General features: G+C 65.4%; 12 protein-coding genes. 1 reads left to right on the top strand and 11 read right to left on the bottom strand.

Features of this window, described 5'->3' with window-relative positions; all coding sequences use genetic code 11:
* Positions 1-104: 104 nt before the first annotated feature.
* From ACZ1H8_RS19220 to ACZ1H8_RS19210, 3 genes are all read right to left on the bottom strand, one after another.
* Positions 105-2,846 (bottom strand): M14 family metallopeptidase, encoded by a 2,742-nt coding sequence (locus ACZ1H8_RS19220; protein ID WP_465178830.1) that lies wholly within the window; start codon positions 2,844-2,846, stop codon positions 105-107.
* Positions 2,847-2,923: 77 nt separating this feature from the next.
* Positions 2,924-5,416 (bottom strand): S9 family peptidase, encoded by a 2,493-nt coding sequence (locus ACZ1H8_RS19215; protein WP_465178829.1) that lies wholly within the window; start codon positions 5,414-5,416, stop codon positions 2,924-2,926.
* Positions 5,417-5,485: 69 nt separating this feature from the next.
* Positions 5,486-8,290 carry a TonB-dependent receptor plug domain-containing protein gene (locus ACZ1H8_RS19210; protein ID WP_465178828.1) on the bottom strand — a complete coding sequence of 935 codons (2,805 nt, stop codon included), beginning with the start codon at positions 8,288-8,290 and terminating at the stop codon, positions 5,486-5,488.
* A 369-nt stretch (positions 8,291-8,659) separates the two neighbouring features.
* On the opposite strand from ACZ1H8_RS19210, the gene ACZ1H8_RS19205 reads away from it, so the two are divergent.
* On the top strand, positions 8,660-9,523 hold the full coding sequence (locus tag ACZ1H8_RS19205; RefSeq protein WP_465178827.1) for a helix-turn-helix transcriptional regulator: 864 nt from the start codon (positions 8,660-8,662) through the stop codon (positions 9,521-9,523).
* A gap of 9 nt (positions 9,524-9,532) precedes the next feature.
* Here ACZ1H8_RS19205 and cobA read toward each other — a convergent pair whose 3' ends face one another.
* The 8 genes from cobA to ACZ1H8_RS19165 form a co-directional block, all read right to left on the bottom strand.
* The gene (cobA, locus tag ACZ1H8_RS19200) at positions 9,533-10,336 is read right to left on the bottom strand and encodes a uroporphyrinogen-III C-methyltransferase (RefSeq protein ID WP_465181426.1); all 804 of its coding nucleotides are present in this window, start codon (positions 10,334-10,336) and stop codon (positions 9,533-9,535) included.
* The gene (locus tag ACZ1H8_RS19195; RefSeq protein WP_465178826.1) at positions 10,323-12,926 is read right to left on the bottom strand and encodes a molybdopterin-dependent oxidoreductase; all 2,604 of its coding nucleotides are present in this window, start codon (positions 12,924-12,926) and stop codon (positions 10,323-10,325) included. Before ACZ1H8_RS19195 ends, cobA begins: the two co-directional genes overlap by 14 nt.
* Before the next feature lies 1 nt (position 12,927).
* Complete coding sequence (nirD, locus tag ACZ1H8_RS19190) at positions 12,928-13,263, bottom strand: nitrite reductase small subunit NirD (protein WP_110150360.1); 336 nt, start codon at positions 13,261-13,263, stop codon at positions 12,928-12,930.
* A complete protein-coding gene (nirB, locus tag ACZ1H8_RS19185; RefSeq protein WP_465178825.1) occupies positions 13,260-15,773 on the bottom strand; it encodes a nitrite reductase large subunit NirB in 2,514 nt (837 codons plus the stop codon). Before nirB ends, nirD begins: the two co-directional genes overlap by 4 nt.
* Positions 15,774-15,997: 224 nt before the next feature.
* Entirely contained in the window at positions 15,998-17,200 is a 1,203-nt protein-coding gene (locus tag ACZ1H8_RS19180) for an alginate export family protein (protein ID WP_465178824.1), read from the bottom strand.
* A gap of 53 nt (positions 17,201-17,253) precedes the next feature.
* A complete protein-coding gene (locus ACZ1H8_RS19175) occupies positions 17,254-18,516 on the bottom strand; it encodes a nitrate/nitrite transporter (RefSeq protein WP_465181425.1) in 1,263 nt (420 codons plus the stop codon).
* A gap of 220 nt (positions 18,517-18,736) precedes the next feature.
* The gene (locus tag ACZ1H8_RS19170; protein ID WP_465178823.1) at positions 18,737-19,954 is read right to left on the bottom strand and encodes a CmpA/NrtA family ABC transporter substrate-binding protein; all 1,218 of its coding nucleotides are present in this window, start codon (positions 19,952-19,954) and stop codon (positions 18,737-18,739) included.
* On the bottom strand, positions 19,951-20,532 hold the full coding sequence (locus tag ACZ1H8_RS19165) for an ANTAR domain-containing response regulator (protein WP_465178822.1): 582 nt from the start codon (positions 20,530-20,532) through the stop codon (positions 19,951-19,953). Before ACZ1H8_RS19165 ends, ACZ1H8_RS19170 begins: the two co-directional genes overlap by 4 nt.
* Positions 20,533-20,594: the final 62 nt, after the last annotated feature.

The following is a 20,594-nucleotide window of genomic DNA, read 5'->3' as shown; positions in this document are numbered from 1 at the left end:
CGTGGGCACCACATCACAATGCAGCGCTTCGTCCTTAAGTAAAGCGTACCGACGTGCCCCCGATCGCTACGCAGGTCCTGCGGATCCACGCATGGCGCCCTTGGTCACCGCTCAGCCGCGCCATACAGCAGCGCGTTGAACAGCAATTTATAGGTTCCGTAGGACTGAGCGCGTTGCGCGACCTCCGGTCCCATCAGGAACAGCTTGCCGCGACCGATATCGACATCGGCGACGGCAATGGTGCCGGCCAGCTTCTCCTCGCCGACCGCCCATCCGCTGCGCAGCAGGTCGCGCCCCTCGAACCAGGAGACGGTGCGGACGGTGCCCTTGCCCGGCACGGGCTTGAAGCTTTGCGAGGACAGGAAGAACATGTCGGCCTGGTCCGGCATGCCGAAGCCCAGCGGCTGGCTGTTATCGATCCGCGCGCGAAGGATCGATCCGGGAATGTAGAAGTCGCGCGGTTCCAGCGGCTTGTCCTCGCCATCGACCCGCCGCGACAGGGCGGCGCCGAGCGGCGCCTGCATCAGTTCGGCCAGTCGCCCCGAGCTGCCGATAGCGACGACCGCGCCGCCGCCCTCCACGAAGCGTGCAACGGCGGGCACGGTCCTGGCGTCGGTGACCTGGCCGAGCATCGCGCGCATCCCCGGCGGTGTGTCGCTCTCCTCGGGCTGGCGCGGCGCGCGGTCGCCGCCCCAGGCGCCCTTGGGCGGCAGGGCGTCGTCGGCGAACAGCAGCACGTCATAGTCGCGCTGCAAATTGCCTGCGTCGAGGCGTTTGGCATAAACCTGTTCATAGGGGAATTCGAAGCGCTCGAGCAGCCAGCGGGTCCAGCCGGCGGGCATCAACCCACCCCAGCGGTCGACCAGCCCCACCCGAACCGGTTTCAAGGCGATCGAAGCGCCAGCCGGTCGTGCGGCAACGGCGTGCGCATCGATCCCCAATTCCGCCACCGCGCGCTCGAGGATCGCCCTCGCCTTTGGCGATGCTGGCACCCAAAGGGCGCCCGGTTGCAGTGCCGTGTCCCCCGCCCCGACCGCCCCGGTCATCCAGCGCGCGGGTACGCCCGCCTTCAGCAGGCGGTTGGTCAGGATGAAGCTGTTGTTGGTTTCATGCCCGACCAGCCATCCGGCCATACCGCTGCCCTGGATCCGGCCCGGCGGCGGCGTCATCACCTCACCCACCGGCGCAGTCGGCGCTTCGAACGGGTCGAGCACCCGGTCGAATCCGACCCCCATCTGGTACGCAAGTGTGTACCCGGTAATGTCATAAGGCGCCTGGGGCGGGCCGCCGGGATATTCGGTATCGTGGGGATGATCCTGCGGCTCGAACATGTCAAGCACGTGCGGACGATAGGCCTGCGCCGTGCGGACGACGAAACTACCGGCTGGATAGTGTTTGCCGCCCGCGGTGAATGCCTGATCGGCGCGCTCGACCTCGACGCCCGCCTTGATCAGCGCGTTGAGGAAGGTAATCGCCGTGGGCAGATCGCGTTGGTCGGCCGGCAGGATATAGGCGCGCGGATCGCGCTCCGCCGGAACCTGGGTCAGTGTCGTGTAGAGTGCGGGATCGATCTTCTTCGCCCCCCGCCCGCTGTCGCCTTCATCCTTGAACGGGGCCGCGGCCTTCAGACGATCGACCTTGGTCGGCGTCATCGTCCAGCTGTCGCGGCTGCCCCGCGCGATGCTGTTCGCGCCCATCCGCCAGATGTTGAACAACAGCCGCTCGCGGTTGCGCGAGGCATAGTCCATCACCGCACGGTTCAGGCTCCACTGATAATCGAGCGAGTCCTGGAGGTGCCAGTCGCGCGGCGCGATCGGCATCGGCTCGTCGCCCCGTGGCAACTGGGTCGCCGGCACCAGCGGGATCTTAGCGGGCGTCGGCCCGCCGATGATCTCGGTCAGCAATCCGATGCTGTTGTGGAAATACGAGACCGAGCGTTCCATGCCATTATGCCAGGTCGAATAGCGCGCGGCGCTGCGCATGCCGGAGCCCGCCTTGCCCTCCGCGATCAGGCGGGAATGCATCGCATGCCCGACCTCGCTCAGCTGCGACATCACGATCGGATCATAGTTGAAGTTGAACGGGTCGCGGAACGGCGGAACGAACACCACCATGCCCTCAGGGCCGGTCTGGTGCTGGTTATAAACGATCTGCGGATACCATTGGCGAAACAGGACCCGGTTGACGTTCTCGGTCTCGGGCATCTGCGCCATGTAGCTGTCGCGATTGTTATCGTGCCCGATATATTTCTGGTACAGTCGCGGCAGCGTTTCGAAGGTCCGCTTCTTGGGATCTGCGCTTCGCATATACCAGTCGCTGACCAGCTCCATCCCGTCGGGATTGTCGTGCCCGAACAACAGGATGCAGTCGTCCAGGATCCGCATCGTCTCGGGGTCGGACTCGCTCAACATGCGGTGAATGACCTGTAGCTGGCCCTGCGAGGTCACCGTCTCCGTCGCGTGCATGCCGGCGTCGATCCAGACGATCGCCTTGCCGGTCTGGGCCAGCGTCCGCGCTTCCGCCTCGCTCACCCGGCCGCGGGCAAGTTTCTCGGCAGTTGCGCGATAGTCGTCGAGCTTCGCGAGATTTGCGGGCGACGATACGATCGCCATCCACTGCGTCCGCCCTTCGGCCGTCTTGCCGATATCGACGAGGCGGATGCGATCCGACTCGCTCGCAAGGCGCTTCAGATAGGCTTCGTATTCGCTGTAGTTGGCGAGATAGTAATCGCTGCCGATCGGCTGCTTGAAAAAACCTTCGGGGGCGGTGACCGGCTTCGACGCCTGGGCAAAGGCGGCGGGCGAAAGCAACAGGGCGGACGCGGGCAGCAGCAAACGAACCTTCATCGGCGGACTTCCTCATCCAGAACCATGTGCAGCGACCTGCCGGAACTGCGCGAAGCGGTTCCGGCAGGGGGGGACATTCAGTCGGCCTTCTTCACATATTTGTCGAACCAGTCGAATGCTTCCGCCAGTACATGGAGGCGGGTTTCACGGGCCGCATAGATGTGATCCTCGAACGGCAGCATCTCAAGCTTGGCGGTGCCGCCCAGCCCCTTCATCGCGTGGAACAGACGCTGCGACTGGATCGGGAACGTCCCGGTGTTGCTGTCGATTTCGCCATGAAAGATCAGATAGGGTTCGTTGATCTTCGTCGCCTGCATGAAGGGAGACATTTTGGTGTAGACTTCCGGCGCCTCCCAATAGGTACGGCGCTCGCGCTGGAAGCCGAACGGCGTGAGCGTGCGGTTATAGGCACCGTTCAGGCCATAGCCGGCGGCGAACAGATCGCTGTTGGCAAGCAGGTTCGCGGTCATGAAGGCGCCGTAGCTGAGCCCGGCAACGCCGACCCGCTTGGGATCCGACACGCCCTTGGCGACCAGCATGTCGATGGCGGCCTGCGCATTGCCGACCAGCTGTTCGACATAGGTGTCGTTCGCCTGCAGCCCGCCGACGATCGGCATCGACGCGTCCGCCAGCACCGCATAGCCCTGCGTCAGGAACAGCATATAGTCCGTCGGCGTGCGCGGAGAGGTCCCGGAATAGGCGTAGGACGTGCCCCTTACCTGTCCCGCACCCTTCACGTCTGCGAACTCGCGCGGATAGGCCCAGATGATCGTCGGGAGGCGATCACCCTTCTTGTAGTTGGGCGGAAGGTACAGCGTCCCGCTGAGCGGCACACCGTCGGCGCGGGTGTAGTTCACCAGTTCCTTGCTGGAATAGCTGAGCGCGCTCGCCGGGCGCTTTATGTCGGTCAGCGCAGTCTTCCGCGCGCCGCGGCCGAGCTGGTGAAGATAATAATTGGCGGGCGTCAAGCTGGTCTGATAGCGGGTGACGATGCGGCTGGCTTTGTCGTCCAGCACATCGACGACTTCCTCGTAATTCGCTCCCTTGGTGGTGAACAATCGCTCGGTCGCCTTGGTCGCCAGGTTGAAGCGCGACAGGAACGGATGGTCGCCGTCCGGTGACCCGCCCTCGCCCGTCAGATAGATCCAGTCGCCATCCTGGCGCAGCACGGTGCCTGCGGCAGCACTCCTCGTGATCGGCGTGCCCGGATCGCCATACCAGTTATCGTCGTTGTGCGACCACAGCAGCGCAGGCTTGGCGCCGTCTGCACCGTTCGCGTCGACCAGCCACATCTTCGTCTCGCGCGTGCCCCAGGCGAACTGCTTCACGAGCATGCGGCCGGCGTCCTGGGTGAAGGCGAACAGATCGCGCGACTGATAGCCCGGGCCGGTCGAGACGATGCGATCGGTGGTGCGGAGCAGTTCCTTGGCGCTCCCGTTGAATGGGGCGCCGAGCAGCATCACGCGGTCGCGATATTCCGCCGCCTGCTTGGGCTCCCCCTTGTCCAGCGGTTCGACATAGAGCAGCGCGGGCGTCGCCGAGGGCCGCCAGGCGAACCCACGCGGACCGGCACCGGCCCATCCCAGGCTCTCGGGCCCACCGCTGTTCATCGGCACGCTGGCGACATGCTGCACGACCGCGCCCGAGGCGGACAGAATGTCGACCTCCTTGGGGAAACGGTTGGCCGGGACGAGATAGGAATAGGGCGCGGCGATCCACACCGACAGCAGGTAGTTGCCGTCGGGCGACGGGGTCAGTTCCTGATAGATGGCCGGCTTGCCCAGCGGGGTCGCGCTGCCGGTACCGATGTCGACGATGACCGGCTGCGACGTCATGTAATAGTCGTACAGCGTCTCGTCGAACTTGCTGGTGAGCGTGTTGGTGAAGGTCCAGACAGGCGCCTTGCTGCCGTCCGTCTCCTGGATCGACGGTCCGGTCGGGACACCCGGCGTCGGTACTGGGCCTCTTCCCTCGGGGATGAAATGGCACAGCAGCCGCGCGGCATCCATCCAGTGGCACGGCGCATCCGACTGGTAATCGATGCTGCGGGCGGTGTTGATCACCGGCTTGGACAGCGACCGCGCAGCGCCGGTCTGGACATCGACGACCCAGAGTTCGACGCCGGTCGGGACGGTGCGGAGAAAGGCGAAGTTGCGGCTGTCGGGCGACCACATTGGCGGGCCGAGTTTTGCATTCGGAACCTCCAGCGCGCGCTTGGCCTGGGACTTCAGGTCGACCAGCGTGTAGCCGGTCCCCTGGCCGGTATAGGACGAGTGCAGGTCATAGGGGTCGAGATCATAGGGGCCGTTCGTCGCAACATTGACGCGGACCCCACCCAGCCTGGCCATCGGCGCAGCGCGGTCCTCGATGGTCGGCATGCCCTTCAGCGCGGTCAGGACCAGCCATTGGCCATCGGGGCTGGCGCTCGCCTCCGGGGGCGGCGCGGTGTCGAGGATGTCGACGACCGTCTTTGGCGGGAGGCGATAGCTGTCCTGCGCATGGGCAGTGAGCGGCTGGATCATCGCCACCGCGGCGGCGCTGGCAAGAAGAATGCGGGTAAGGATCGTCATCGGCTAGCCCCCTGATTGCGGACATGGATGGAGCAGGGTGCGGCCGACAGCCGCACCGTGCGATTGTGCTCAGAAGTTCTTGGAAAAGCCCACGTAAAAGAACCGACCGACATTGTCGTACAGGGAGCCGTCGAACGCGCCGGTATAGGTGGACGGAGTTCGCGGCGGCTTCACATCGAACAAATTGTTGACCACCAGCTGCAGCGTCAGATCGCCGGGCAGCGTCTGGCTGACGAACACGTCATTGTAGAAGCGCTTCGCCACCTTGAGGAAGCCGTTATACTCGTCGCTGCGCTGAACATCGAGGCTCGAGCCGCCGATGTAACGCAGGTTCCAGCCGAGGTTCAGCCCACCTTGGCGATAGGCGGCGCTGAACGTTCCGCGCCAGGTCGGATCGTCGAACTCGCCATCCTCGATCAGCAGGCTGGTCGGATCGTTGATGTCGACGAATTCCTCGAGCCGGTCGAGATAGGTGACCGTCGCCGTCAGGCTGAGCCGCCCGGCCAGACCCGAGCTGATCCGGTCGAGCGTCGTGTTGTAGTTTACGGCGACATCGACGCCGCGGGCGTCCAATCTGCCGATGTTGATCTGGCGCAGGTCGATATTCGACACGACGAACGGGTCGGCAACCCCGGCAAGATTGCCGCGCGTGACAAGCGCGCAGAACGCGTTGTCGAGCGTGGCGGAGTCGACGCAGTTGTCGACGATCGTGTTGCCGTCCAGCGTCTGGATCGCGTCGTCGATGCGGATCTGCCAATAGTCGGCCGAGATCCGCAGGCCTGCGATCGGGCTGAACACGATGCCCGCCGTCCAGGAATTCGACGTTTCCTCGGTCAATGCCGGATTGCCGCCGAGCGCGGTCGGCAGCGCCAGCGCCGCCGCCGGATCGACCCAGCCGACCGGAATGCCGAGCGCCCGGCAATTGGCGAGGCGGTTCGGTGCGAGGTTGATCTGCGTCGCGTCGCACGGATCGGCGGTGATGTTGAGCGTGCCGAGCGTGTCGGGGCTGTACAGCTCGACGATGTTCGGTGCCCGGACGCTGCGTGATCGCGTGACCCGGAAGCGCAGCGCATCGATCGGCGCCCATTCGCCGCCCAGCTTCCATGCGACGGTGCTGCCGATCGTGTTATAGTCGGAATAGCGCACCGCGCCTTCGACCTGGAGCGAGCGGATGAAGGGAATGTCCTTCAGCAAGGGAACGACGACCTCGGCAAAGGCCTCTTTCACCTCGCTGCTCGCGTTGACCGGCCCACCGCCATTATCGGTCCGATACAGCAGCCCGCGCGCACCCAGCCCGTCGTCCAGCGTGCGCAACTGATCCTTGCGATATTCGCCACCGACCGCAACGCTCAGCGGACCGCCGGGCAGTCTGAACAACTCGCCCGTCGCCTGCACGCCGATCAGCGTCTGTTCGTTGGTGACGTCGCGCTGGAAGGTGTGCTGGAAATAGGCCTGCTGCGCGTCGGTCAGGCGGCCATCGAACACGCTGATCGGGGTACAGCCGGCGGCGCGCGCCGATGCGCTGCTGCACATGATCTGGCCTGACGCCGGGTCCCGGATCGCGTCGACCGCCTCGAAAAACCTGCTTTCGATGCGGGTATTGAACGTCTTATAGTCCTGATCGCGCCGGCCATATTGATAGAAGGCCTCCCAGTTGATCCGGTCGGCAATGCGGCCGCGCAGGCCGGCAGCGGCCGTGTAGGTGTAGCGCGAGTTGCTGTACTGCTTGTTGCCGTAGATCTCCTCGCCCTCATAACCCACGGTCAGCGTTTGCAAGCCATTGGCATCCATCAGGGAGGTGACGGCGGACGGCAGCGTCGGATTGTCCCGGCGCAGCACCAGGCTGCTGTCGAAATAGCTCTGGCCGTTGGTATTGGTGTCGGAATAGGAAAATTCGAAGTCGACGAAGGCAGTGACCGACGGCGCGACCTCATAGGTCAATCCGCCGATCGCGGCGAACGCCTCACGGGGATTGCGAAGGTTACGCTCGCGGCTGTTATAGCCATAGGGCCCGCCGCTACATACCGTGCCGTAGCAATTCGGATTGGTCAGCGGGACCAGCGCGTCGTCATAGAAATAGCGCTGCCCGCGCACCACGAAGGTCGGGACATAGGAATTGCCGATCGTGTGCGGGTCGGTGATGACGATGCGATCCGCAATGCCGTCATTCGGGCCGGTGTTGAGCGGATTGGCAACGAAGGTCAGCGCACCTGAGCCGGACGTATAGTCGCGGTCGGTGTATCGCAGGATTCCGCTTTTCTGATAGGTCACGCCCAGGCTCGCCGACCCGCGACCATCGGCAAAACTGCCGCCGCCGCTGGCGGAGATCATGTAGGTTTCCGCATCGCCGCGATCGGCAATGCCGAGGCGGCCGGTGATGTTAAAACCCTTGAAGTCGTCCTTGAGGATGATGTTGACCACACCCGACACGGCGTCGGCGCCATACACCGCCGACGCGCCGCCGGTGATGATCTCGACCCGCTCCACCATCGTCGCCGGGATCGAGGAGACATCGACCTGCGACCCCTCTCGCGATCCCGATACCCGGCGTCGTCCATTCACCAGAACCAGCGTTCGATTGGTGCCCAGCCCGCGCAGGTTCACGAAGGTCGCGCCGATGTCGCGCTGGAACGTGTCATTGCTGGCGCCCAGGCCGACACTGATCTGCGGTGTTTGAAGCAGCACGTCGCCGATATCGTTCAGGCCGGTTCGTGCGATCTGGTCCGCGCTTATGACGGTGGTCGGCGTCGGCTTGTCGAACCCGGTGCGTGCCACGCGCGATCCGGTGACGACGATGGTGTCGGTCGGCGCCTCGGCGTCCTGGCCCGGTTCGACCTCCTGGGCCTGGGCGGTGGATGCGACGGCCAGCGCCATCAACGCGACTGCTGAGAACAAATTGGGGCTTCATGAAAAGCAACCCCCAATCAATGTGCCGCGGGGGCCCTCCCGATGATCTCGGATCCCGCGGCAAGCACTGCCTTTCGAACATTCTCTCCTGGAAGCATTCGGCTGCGTATCGGACGGCAGGCGCTTTAACTCATGATTTCGGGATTATGCCGGCGTGCCCCCATCGCCCTCCGCAACAAAAGGGTCATAAAATACATGGGCCTCGCCTGCCCTCGTGATCGGGACTTTGTCCCGCGCCATCGGGCCATTTCGACGATCGGTGAGAGTTCACCAAGTTCGTTCGCACTTGCAAAAATATGTCTAGTGACACCGAAATGGTGTTGTTAAGTTTCAGACATGGAGCAGTTTGCGATTCCGATCGATTGCGACGTCACTGCGCGGCCCGTCATGGTTCGTGCCGTAAACTGCCCTTCCAGACTGCGGATCCCGCCCCATTCCCATGGCCGCGCGGAACTCGTTTATGTCAGTTCCGGGGCATTATCGCTGACATCGGCGGACCGGATTTTCACGGTGGCGACACAAAACGCGCTGCTGATCCCCCCCGGCACAGTGCACGACATGCGCGTCCTCGCCGATACCCATGTCCTTAGCGTCTATGTCACCGTAGCGTCCGAGTTGTGGCACCAGGATTGCCGCAGCATCCCATTGCCACCCCTGCTGCACGAACTCATGCAGACGGCAGTCGGCCTGCCCCCGAGCTACAACCCGAACAGCCGCGACGGCCGGATCATGGACCTGATCCGCGAGGAGGTCGAACTGCTGATGGCGCAGCCGCGGCTGCCAACGCTCAGGACGCCAATGCCCAGCGACGCGCGCCTGTCGCGCCTGTGCCGCCGCCTGCTTGCCTCACTCGACCGCAACTGGTCGATCGACGAAGCGGCGCTGGCCGCGGGCATGGGACGACGAACCTTCACCCGCGCGTTTCGCCACGACATCGGGATCAGCTTCGCCCAGTGGCTATTGCACGCCCGGCTCAATGCCGCCGTGGTACGATTGAACGCGGGCGCATCGATCACGCAGGTCGCATTCGAATGCGGGTATAACAGCCCCAGCGCCTTCGCGGCCACCTTCAAGCGGTGTCTGGGCGTACCGCCATCGGATTATCAGGCGACCGGCGACACCGGGACCTTCGCCGCGCAGCCGAGCCGGCTGAATGCCGGCCGGCCGACACTTGTCCGCGGCGCGTCAATGACAACCTGAATTCTTTCCTCACTCGGGCGGCTTGTGGTCCGAGACAAGTAAGGCATTTGAGCGAACTCCATGGTTCGCCACCATAGTCTGGCGCACGGCCTCACCGAACAGCAGCAATGTCGGATCCCCATTTGCGAACGACGCGACGCCCAGGTGGAGCAGGTCAAGGCGCGTGAACAACAAGCGTTCCTCGGGCAGGCTGACATTCGCCGCGATCAGGACCGGCGTCTCCGGCGGCATCCCCTGCCCCATCAGCCCGCGTGCGACGTCGCGCGCCACCTCGCGACCCATATAAACCGCCAGGGTCGCGCCGGGATCGGCGAGCGCCGCCCAGTCGAGTTCGAGCTTCTCCCCGGCGCGCGCATGGGCGGTGATGAATTGGAGGCGTCGCGCCAAGCCGCGCAGCGTGAGCGAGATGCCCGCATTTGCGGCAAGGGCGCTGGCTGCTGTGATCCCCGGGCAAACGCGCACCGAGATACCATGCGTGCGAAGGTGGGTCATCTCCTCCGCCGACCGAGCGAAGACCGACGGATCGCCGCCCTTCAATCGAACGACCCGCTCTCCATCCAGCGCGGCAGCAAGCAGCATGTCGTTGATGCTCTGCTGATCCCTGGAATGCCTGCCCGATCGCTTTCCGACAGGAATGAGGCGGGTCCGCGCTGGCACGAGATCCAGGACGCCCGGCCCAACCAGCGCATCATAGAAGACCACGGTTGCCGCCTGGATCAGGCGCTCCGCCTTCCGCGTCAGCAGGTCTGGGTCTCCGGGACCAGCGCCGACCAGCCAGACTTCGCCGGGCAGGATCGCATCAGCCATTTGCAGTCTCCTTATGCTCGCCCAGCAGGCGCTGGATCGCGGGTCGGCACGATCCGCAATTGGTCCCGGCCGACAAGGCCCCGCCCACGGCCTCGACCGTCGTCAGTTGCTGACCGGCGATCGCCGCGAGGATGGTCTTGAGTCCCACATCGAAACACACGCACACGATCGGTCCGCGATCCGGCGCCGGGGTGGCCGACCGGCCCGCCAGCAACTCGATCGGCGACGCCGTGTCTGTCGCGCTCAGCTGGGCGATCAGCCACTCGCGCGGGGGCAGGTCGCCGGTCGAAAGATAGAGCACCGCCACCAACCGGCCATCGACGACCACCGCCTGGCGGCTCTGTCCGCGAGAGGCGTCGACCGCCTCGATCCGCTCCCCTGACGGCAGCAGCTGGCGCATCAGTTTTGCGGGATCGCTATCGCCCGCCAGTTCCACCAGCCAGCCATTGGCAACCCGGACGCGCGTCGCCCAGAGCGCATCGATGGTCCCCGGATCATCGCGGGTGATCAGAAAGGCGCGCCAGGCGACCTCGACACGCGCTACTGCCGCCGGCGTCGACTTGAACCCCGGCTGTCCCGAATGCGGATCGACCAGCGGGCGCGGTAGCAGGCCTGTTCGCCCGCCGGTGGACTGGCGATCGGTCCAGTGGATCGGCGTGAAGATCTCGCCCCGGCGCTGATCGGTGCTCATCGCGGCTCGAAACACGCTCTCGCCCTGCGGCGTGGAGACGCGAGCGAGGTCGCCCTCGCCGATGCCGAGCGCCGCCGCGTCCTCGGGGTGGATCTCGACCAGCGGCTCGCGCCGGTGATTGCCCAGCTTCGCCGACAGGCCGGTTCGCGTCATGGTGTGCCATTGATCGCGGTAGCGCCCGGTGTTGAGGGTCAGCGGCCAGTTGGGCAAGGGTGCCGCCAGCGCCATCTGCGCCACCGGCACCAGCCGGGCGCGACCGCTGGGTGTCGGGAAACTGCCATCGACGAAGGGGTGACCACCCCAGCGCCACGGGGTCATCGCATCATAGTCGGCATTGCCGATCGCCGAGTGGTGCCCGATGTCGAAGACCCGCGCCCCGCCATTGCCATAGGTCGAGAGCCGGGCATGCTCGCGGTAGATATCGGCGGGGCGGCTATAGGCGAACTCGCCCACCCAGCCCATGCGGCGGCCGACCTCCTTGATGATCCACCAGTCCGGCCTCGCTTCCCCCGGCAGGTCGAACAGGCGGCGCTGGCGGCTGATCGTTCGCTCCGAATTGGTGACCGTTCCGTCCTTCTCTCCCCACCCCGCCGCGGGCAGCTTCACCTGAGCGAAGCGGCTGGTGTCGGTATCGGCGATGCAATCGGAGACGACGACAAAGGGACAGTCGGCAAGGGCGTCGCGAACCGCGCCCGCGTCGGGCATCGAGACGGCGGGGTTGGTCGCCATGACCCACAGCGCCTTGATCCGCCCCTCCGCCATGCTGCGGAACAGATCGACCGCCTTCAGCCCCGGTTTGGCCGCAACCTGATCGCTGCCCCAGAAGCGAGCGACCCGTTCGACATTCTCCGGCGCGAAGTCCATGTGCGCCGCCAGGGTCGAAGCCAGTCCGCCGACCTCACGGCCACCCATGGCGTTGGGCTGGCCCGTGATCGAGAAGGGCGCCGCACCGGGCTTGCCGATACGGCCGGTCGCGAGATGGACGTTGATGATGGCGTTGACCTGGTCGGTCCCGCGCAGCGACTGGTTCACGCCCTGGCTGAAGAGGGTCACGGTTCGCGGCGTAGCGGCGAAGAGTTCGAAGAAGCGCCTGAGATCGGCGGCCGGGACATCGCAGGTCCGGGCTACCGACCACAGGTCGCTCCCCTCTCCCACCATGTCCCAGAAGTCGTCGGGGACGTCGACGCTTCGGGACAGGTAAGCCTCGTCGATCACGCCCTGGGCTCGGCAATGCGCCAGCAGACCGTTGAAGAGCGCGACATCGCTGCCCGGCCGGATCGCCAGATGCAGGTCGGCGTCGGCACAGGTTTCGGTCCAGCGCGGATCGACCACGATCAGCCTGGTGCCGCGCGCCGCGCGTGCCGCCATGATCCGCTGATAGACGACCGGATGGCACCAGGCGGTGTTCGAGCCGACCAGAATGATCAGATCGGCCTGGTCCAGATCGTCATAGCTTGCGGGCACCACATCCTCGCCAAAGGCGCGCAGATGCCCGGCCACCGCGCTCGACATGCACAGGCGCGAATTGGTGTCGATATTGGCCGAGCCGATGAACCCCTTCATCAGCTTGTTGGCGACGTAATAATCCTCGGTCAGCAGCTGGCCCGAGACATAGAAGGCGACGCTGTTGGGCCCGTGGCGCGCGATCGCGTCGCGGAACCGCTTCGCCACCAGGTCAAGCGCCTTGTCCCAGCTCGCCCGCTTGCCGTTGATCTCGGGATGGAGCAGCCGGCCCTCGAGACTGGTGGTCTCGCCCAGATGCGTCCCCTTCGAGCACAGGCGGCCATGGTTTGCCGGATGCGCCGTGTCGCCGGCGATCGTGACGCTGCGCTCGCCGGTGACGGTCGCGGCGATGCCGCAGCCGACGCCGCAATAGGCGCAGGTCGTGCGGATCGCCTTCTCCATCTCAGGCGGCCGCCAGCGCGGCGGCGCGGCCGATCAGCACCCGGCCCGACACGATCCGCACCGGCACCGTCGGGGTGCAGCCGCGATCCTCGCCCTGTGCTTCCCCGCTCGCGAGCGCGATGTTCCAGTTGTGCAGCGGACAGGTGACGCTGTGGCCATGGACGATGCCCTGGCTCAGCGGCCCCTTCTTGTGCGGGCAGCGATTGACCAGCGCGAAGACGCGGTCGTCGCCGGTGCGGAATACCGCGATCTCCTCGCCGCCGGCCACCGGCACCGTGCGGGCGCCGCGGACCGGGATCTCGTCGAGGCGGCCGATATCGAGCCAGTCGGGGGTCATGCGAGTTCTCCCTGCGGATGGAATTCGGCCATATGGCTGTGCTGGACGCGCTCGACGCCCGCCGCGCGTTCGGCCCACGGGTCGTCCTGGCTGAAGCTCTGCGAATAGAGGAAGCGCTCGGCCAGCGCGTCGCGACCCTCGTCATCCTCGACGATGCGCGCCTTGATATAGTCGATGCCGACCCGCTCGATCCACGGCGCGGTGCGCTCGAGATAGCGGGCTTCCTCGCGGTAGAGCTGCACGAAGGCGGCGCAATAATGCATCGCCTCGGCTTCGGTCGCGACCTTGCAGAGGAAGTCGGTCGCGCGGACCTTGATCCCGCCATTGCCGCCGACCGACAGCTCATATCCGGAGTCGACACAGACGACCCCGAAATCCTTGATCGTCGCCTCCGCACAGTTGCGCGGACAGCCGCTGACCGCGATCTTGAACTTGTGCGGCATCCAGCTGCCCCAGGTCATCCGCTCGATCCGGACGCCAAGGCCGGTGGAGTCCTGGGTTCCGAAGCGGCACCATTCCGACCCGACACAGGTCTTCACCGTGCGCAGCGACTTGCCATAGGCATGTCCGGAGACCATCCCGGCGGCATTCAGGTCGGCCCAGACCGCAGGCAGATCCTCCTTGCGGATGCCGAAGATATCGAGCCGCTGGCCGCCGGTGACCTTGACCATCGGCGCGTTGAACTTCTCGACCACGTCGGCGATCGCGCGAAGCTCGCGCGGGCTGGTGATCCCGCCCCACATGCGCGGCACGACCGAATAGGTGCCGTCCTTCTGGATGTTGGCGTGCATCCGTTCATTGACGAAGCGGCTCTGCTGGTCGTCGACATATTCCCCGGGCAATGCACACAGCAGATAGTAATTGAGCGCCGGGCGGCACGAGGCGCAGCCGTCGGGCGTACTCCAGTGCAGCTTGTGCATGACCTCGGGGATCGAGCGCATGTCCTGCGCGACGATTTCGCGGCGGACATCGTCATGGCCGAAACTGGTGCATTTGCACATGGTGCGTGGACCTGCCTCGACCTCGTCGCCCAGCGTCAGCGCCAGCAGCGTCTCGACCAGGCCGGTGCACGACCCACAGCTTGCCGATGCCTTGCACCCTGCGCGCACCGCATCGAGGCTGCTTGCCCCCTTGCCGATGCAGGCGACGACCTGGCCCTTGGTCACGCCGTTGCAGCCGCAAATCTCGGCATCGTCCGAGAGCGCCGCAACGGCCGCCTTAGGGTCCGCCTGCCCCCCTCCCGAGGCGAAGGCCTGGCCGAAGATCAGCACATCGCGCAGATCGGACACGTCCTCCTGCTTCTTCAGCAGATCGAAATACCAGCCGCCATCGGCGGTATCGCCGTACAGCACCGCACCGATCACCCGGTCGTTGCGCAGGACGACGCGCTTGTAGACGCCGCGCGAGGCGTCGCGCAGCACGATGTCCTCCGAGCCGTCGCCGCCCGAAAAGTCGCCCGCGGAGAACACATCGAGGCCCGCGACCTTCAGCTTTGTAGAGGTGACCGACCCGCGATAGCCACTCGGACGCTCGACCAGGCCGTCGGCCAGCGACCGGCACATGTCGAACAGCGGCGCCACCAGGCCATAGACATTGCCGTCATGCTCGACGCACTCGCCGACCGCCAGGATCGCCGGGTCGGACGTGACCATATGATCGTCGACCTGGATGCCGCGACCGACCGCGAGCCCGGCCTCACGCGCCAGCCGGACATTCGGGCGGATACCCACCGCCATCACCACGATACTTGCCGGGATGACGGTGCCATCCTTCAGCAGCACGCCGCGAACCTTGCCATTGCCGTCGTCGAGAATTTCGGCGGTATCGGCGCCGGTCAGGATCGTCTGACCCCGCGTCTCCAGCGCGGTCTTCAGCAGCCAGCCGGCCGCCTCATCGAGCTGGCGCTCCATCAGCGTCTGCATCAGGTGAAGCACCGTGACCTTCATCCCGCGCAGGCTGAGCCCATGCGCAGCCTCCAGGCCGAGCAGGCCACCGCCGATGACAACCGCGTCACCGCCCCGGTCGGCTGCCGCAAGCATCCGGTCGACATCGTGCATGTCGCGAAAGCTGATCACACCGTCAAGCGTGTGTCCCGGACAGGGAATGATGAACGGGTCGGATCCGGTCGCGATCAACAGCCGGTCATAGGCAACGCTGCGACCCGAGGCGGCGGTGACCCACTGTGCCGCGCGATCGATCGCGACCACCGCGTCGCCGGCGATCAGCTCGATGCCGTTGTCGCGGTACCACTCATGCGTGTTGAGGATGATCTCGTCGAACGTCTTCTCACCCGCCAGGACCGGCGAGAGCATGATGCGATTATAGTTCACATGCGGCTCGGCGCCGAAGATCGTCACGCGGTAGCGTCCCGCATCGCGCGCCAGCAGTTCCTCGACCGCGCGGCATCCGGCCATGCCGTTGCCGATCACCACCAGATGCTCGCGCCGCGGCGGGATGCCGGGTGCGTCCCCGCTCTCCTCGCTGCTCCAGCCGTTCCCCGAAAACTCCATCTCGCCTGCTCCAAACGCGAAAAGGCCGCCATGCGGGTCACTTCCGAAGAAGTGCTCGCATGGCGGCCTTGCCAATCACCCTGGACGGGATGCCCGTCCGATGCACTGCGATCTTCCGTCAGTGGAAGCTGCAGCTATGTCTCGTTCGGGCAGCGTTGCCCGATGCCGGCATGATGCGGATTACAGTCGACACGATCAAGTGTTATTTTTGCAATGCAGCATCTTCAGAATGCCCAGTCGACCTGAAGCCATGCCTTTTGCGTGTCGGTCGCGAACCGGTCGGCGTCATAGTCGGCATAACGGGCCGAGAGGGTGTAACGACCGATCTTGGCGCTCGCGAGCAGATCGAATTCGTCGCCATAATGGCGCACGCTGCGGTCGCTGTCGAAGCGATGATAGCTTGCATGAAAGGTCAGCGCCTTGAACGGTCCCGCGACGGCCTGGTTGAAACCGATACTCGCATAGGCATCGCGCAATCCGTCGGGCGGGGTGATCAGGAACTTGTCCGCCCAGCCGTTGAACTTGAACAAGGTCCCCACGGGAGCCTGGAACGACGTGAGGGCAACCCCTCGATCCGCGCCCAGCACCTCCTGCCCCGCGCTCAGCCGAAATGCCCCATAGTCCAGCGAGCCCTCGATCAGGCGATAGTCGGCGGTATAGCGGTTCGGGTTGCGGTCATAGTCGCGCTGTCGCGCACCGCTCAGCTGATAGCCCAAGCTTACCGGCCCAAACTTGCGCGACCCCGCCAGCCGGGCGCCGAAGGTCTGGCTGGACAATCGGAACCCCTGCACAGCCGCCTCGTCCTGATCGACCAGATAGGCAAAGCCCGTCACCTTGCCGATCGGGGAGGCATAGGTGAGGTTGGCGAAGACATTGTTTCCTGACACGGCACGCTGACGGGCGCCGACACCGTCGACCCCCCAGATCGTCCGCACGCCCCAGGCATAGCTGACATCCGCCTTCAGACCGGCCACTCCGGTCCATTCGACGCGCACGGCGTCGAAGGTCTGGCCATTCTGCCGAAACGCTACAGCCCCGACGAACCGCTCGTCATCCAGCGCGATCCGCTGCCTGCCGAGCGTCACCGTCAGCGGCTTGCTGCGATATTGAAGCTGCGCGCGGTACAGCGCGACATTCTCCGGATCGGCGACGATCGGCCGCGTCGATGCTCCGTGCAGGCCATCATCATAGCGATCGACGATGGCCAGATTACCCTGTGCCTCGACCAGCGCTGCGATCCGCCCGCGGGTGGCGGACACGCCAGCGCGAACGCGGAACGTGACCGCATCGGCGGTGTCCGCCAGGCCCTGTTGGTCGACATGTTCGGAGCGTAGCCGTGCCTCGACCAGTGGCTGGACGGCCAGATCCTGGGCATGCGCTCCCCCTGCGGCGACCAGGGCGGCCGCCGTTGCAAATGCAGTTTTCATCGGATTTCCCCCAAGCCCGCACGGGCGGCAGCACGCCGCCCGTGCGCCGACTGTCAGATGCGGACGCCGTCTGCCGCGCCCCAGCTGCCGCGCCAGCGCGTCTTCACCATTGCCAGCCCGGCAAAGGCGAGCAGCGCCAGCGCCGCGAAGACCAGGAAACCCGACTGATAGCTGCCGGTCAGCTGCCGTGCGACGCCCAGTGACGAGGCCAGGTAGAAGCCGCCGACACCGCCCGCCATGCCCACGAGCCCGGTCATCACGCCGATCTCGCTGGCGAAGCGCTGCGGTACCAGCTGGAAGACCGCGCCATTGCCTGCCCCCAGTGCCAGCATCGCGACCACGAACAACCCAAGTGCTGCCGTGACGGTCGTCGCGCCGCTAACGCCGGCGAGCGCGAAGGCAGCGACGATGAACACCACGCCAAGCGTCTTAACCCCTCCGATCGCATCGGCCAGCGCCCCGCCCATCGGCCGCACCAGCGAGCCGGCGAACACGCACCCCGCGGTGCAATAGCCCGCCATGATGGTGCTCAGCCCGAATTGATCGGTGAAATAGATGGTAAGCGACGCCGCCAGTCCGACGAAGCCGCCGAACGTCACGGCATAGAAGCCCATGAACCACCAGGCATCGGCACGCTTCAGCGGCTCGAAATAGTCGAAGAGCCGCTTCGGGGCGGGTGCACCCGGCGGATCCTTCGCCATGATCATATAGGCGATAAAGACGATCGTCAGCGGGATGCAGGCCAGGCCCAGGACCGAGTTCCAGCCGAACATCTTGGCCAGCGCCGGCGCGAACAGCGCGGCGAGCACCGTGCCCGAATTGCCCATGCCGGCCAGCCCCATTGCCTTGCCCTGATGCTCGGGCGGATACCAGCGGCTGGCCAGCGGGAGCGCGATCGCGAAGCTGGCACCCGCGAAGCCGAGGATGACACCGAGCGCAAGCGTGCCCGCAAAGCTGTTCACGCCCATGATCCATGCGAACATCAGCCCGGCGATCACGATCACCTGACTGATCGCGCCCGACCGCTTCGGGCCGATACGATCGACCAGCAGGCCATTGACCACGCGCAGGATCGCGCCGGCCAGGGTCGGTGTCGCGACCATCAGCCCCTTCTGCGCGGCGGTCAGTTGCAGTGTCTTCGCGATTTCGGGCGCCAGCGGCCCGAGCAGGACCCAGACCATGAACGCCAGGTCGAAATAGAGAAAGGCGGCGATCAGCGTGGGCGTATGCCCGCTCGACCAGAATGCCGATCGCGCCCGAACCGGTCGCGGATCGACATCGCTGCCGCCACCTGCAAAGGCGTATCCCGCCTGCATCACTTCCGTCATCTTCATCGCCGCATTCCCCGGTGCCGCGCAGGCACGAAAAAAGCCGCTTCCGACCCGCCGCCCGAAAGGCAGTGATCGGACAGCGGCTTTGCTGTCGTGTGATGGAATGTCAGGCCTTCATCGGCCGAACTTTCCGCTGACGTCTCCCCGTCCCTGGGCGACTCTCAAAATCTGACGGGACATGCGACTCTTCGCAAGTGCAAAAAATTCAATCGTAGCGATCCGCCTGCAACGCATTGAGATAGGCTTCGATCGCATCGGGATCGAAGGTCCGCCCGTCGAAGAAGCGATCGGGTGCCAACGTGAGGCTGCCGCTGTGACTGCCCGCGCTCAACGGCGCCTCGGTCGCGCCTTCGACCTTCATGCTCGCACCGGGCATCGGAATCCCCTCACCTGCCAGCGCGCGGCGGTACAGGTCGGAGCGGAAGACGCCGGCGGCCGCGCGCTCCGCCTCCGTGCTGGGATCGACCATCTTCCAGCGAACGAATTGCGAATAGATCCACAGTGCCTGGCTGCGCCACGGAAAGTTCGCTGCACCGCGGTAGAAGACGGTGAAATCGGGGATTTCGACCGGCTCCTCGCCTTGTCGCAGCGGCATGCGTCCTGCGAGCGCGTGCGCGATCAGCCGCGGCGACTGATCGAGATAGGAGGGGCGTGCGAGAAGCTCTGACACGGCATCGCGATTTGCCGGGTCGTCGCACCAGGCCGCAGAGCGCGACAGGGCACGAAGCAGGCGGTCGAGCGTGTCGGGGTTGGCCTCCGCCCAGTCAGCCCGGGTCGCGAGCACCTTTTCGACGCCGCGCTTCCAGATATTGACCCCGACGGCGGCGATCTCCCCCAGCCCGGAATCGACTGCTACGCTGCTCCAGGGTTCGCCGGCGATGAAGCCGTCAATCTCGCCCGCGCGAAGCGCCTCGGTCATCAGCGAGGGCGGCAGCACCCTGAGCGTCACGTCGCGATCGGGATTCACGCCGGCAAAGCCCAGCCAGTAGCGCAACATCAGAGCGTGGCTGGAGAAACGATGGACGATGCCGATCACCGGCTTGCGGAAATGCAGGCCGATCGCCGCGGCGAAGTCGTGCGCCGTCGCCACCGGATCGTCGATCCGGTTGCGCGACACCGGATCGAGCGCCGCGGCAAACTCGGCCGATAGGGTCAGCGCATTGCCATTGTCGTTCAACTTGAACGGTGCGGCGATCGCACAAGGCGTCTGGCTGAGACCCAGCGTCACCGCCACGGCCAAGGGCGCAAGCAAGTGCGCCGCCTGCACCTGACCATAGACCAACCGGTCGCGCACCGTCGCCCAGCTGGTGTCGCGTACCAGATTGAGCGTGATCCCCTCGGCCTTGGCGAATCCCATCTCGGCGGCGACAATGATCGGAGCACTGTCGGTCAGCGGCAGAAACGCAATCGACAAAGGCGTCATGACTTGCCTCCCAGCAGCCCGGCGGTGGTGATCAACGCTTCGGCGACATCCACCACGCGGCGCCCCTGATTCATCGCGGTCGTGCGCAATAGGGTATAGGCTTCCGGCTCGCTCAACCCCCGGCTCTCCATCAGGATCGACTTCGCCTTGTCGATCGTCTTGCGCGAGGCAAGTTCGGAGCGCGCGGCATCGAGTTCGGTCTGAAGCTTGGAAAAGGCATGGAAGCGGCGGATCGCCAGGTCGAGGATCGGCTTCACCCGATCCTTGCGCAGGCCATCGACCACATAGGCCGAGACGCCTGCGTCGATCGCGGCACCGATCATGTCGTCGTCGCTCTGGTCGACGAACATCGCGATCGGCCGCGCCAGCGCACGACTGACTGCCAGCATCTCCTCCAGCGAATCCCGACTAGGGTTGCCCAGGTTCATCAGCACCACGTCGGGCGCCATCCGCTCCAGCCGCGCGACGAACGCACCGGTCGGCGGCACCACCATGATGTCGTCAAACCCCGCGTCCCGAAGCCCCTCTTCGAGAATGGTTGCGCGCAGTCCGCTCTCGTCGATGATGGCGATGCGCAATTGGGCTCCCCGTTGGCTGGCTCCACCTATGCTGCTTTGCAGCGAAGTCGACAAGATCGTGA

The organism is Sphingomonas sp. BL-S-25 (assembly GCF_055521555.1).
Note: the sequence above shows the minus strand (reverse complement) of the source record. Positions and strands in the feature narration are given on the sequence as shown.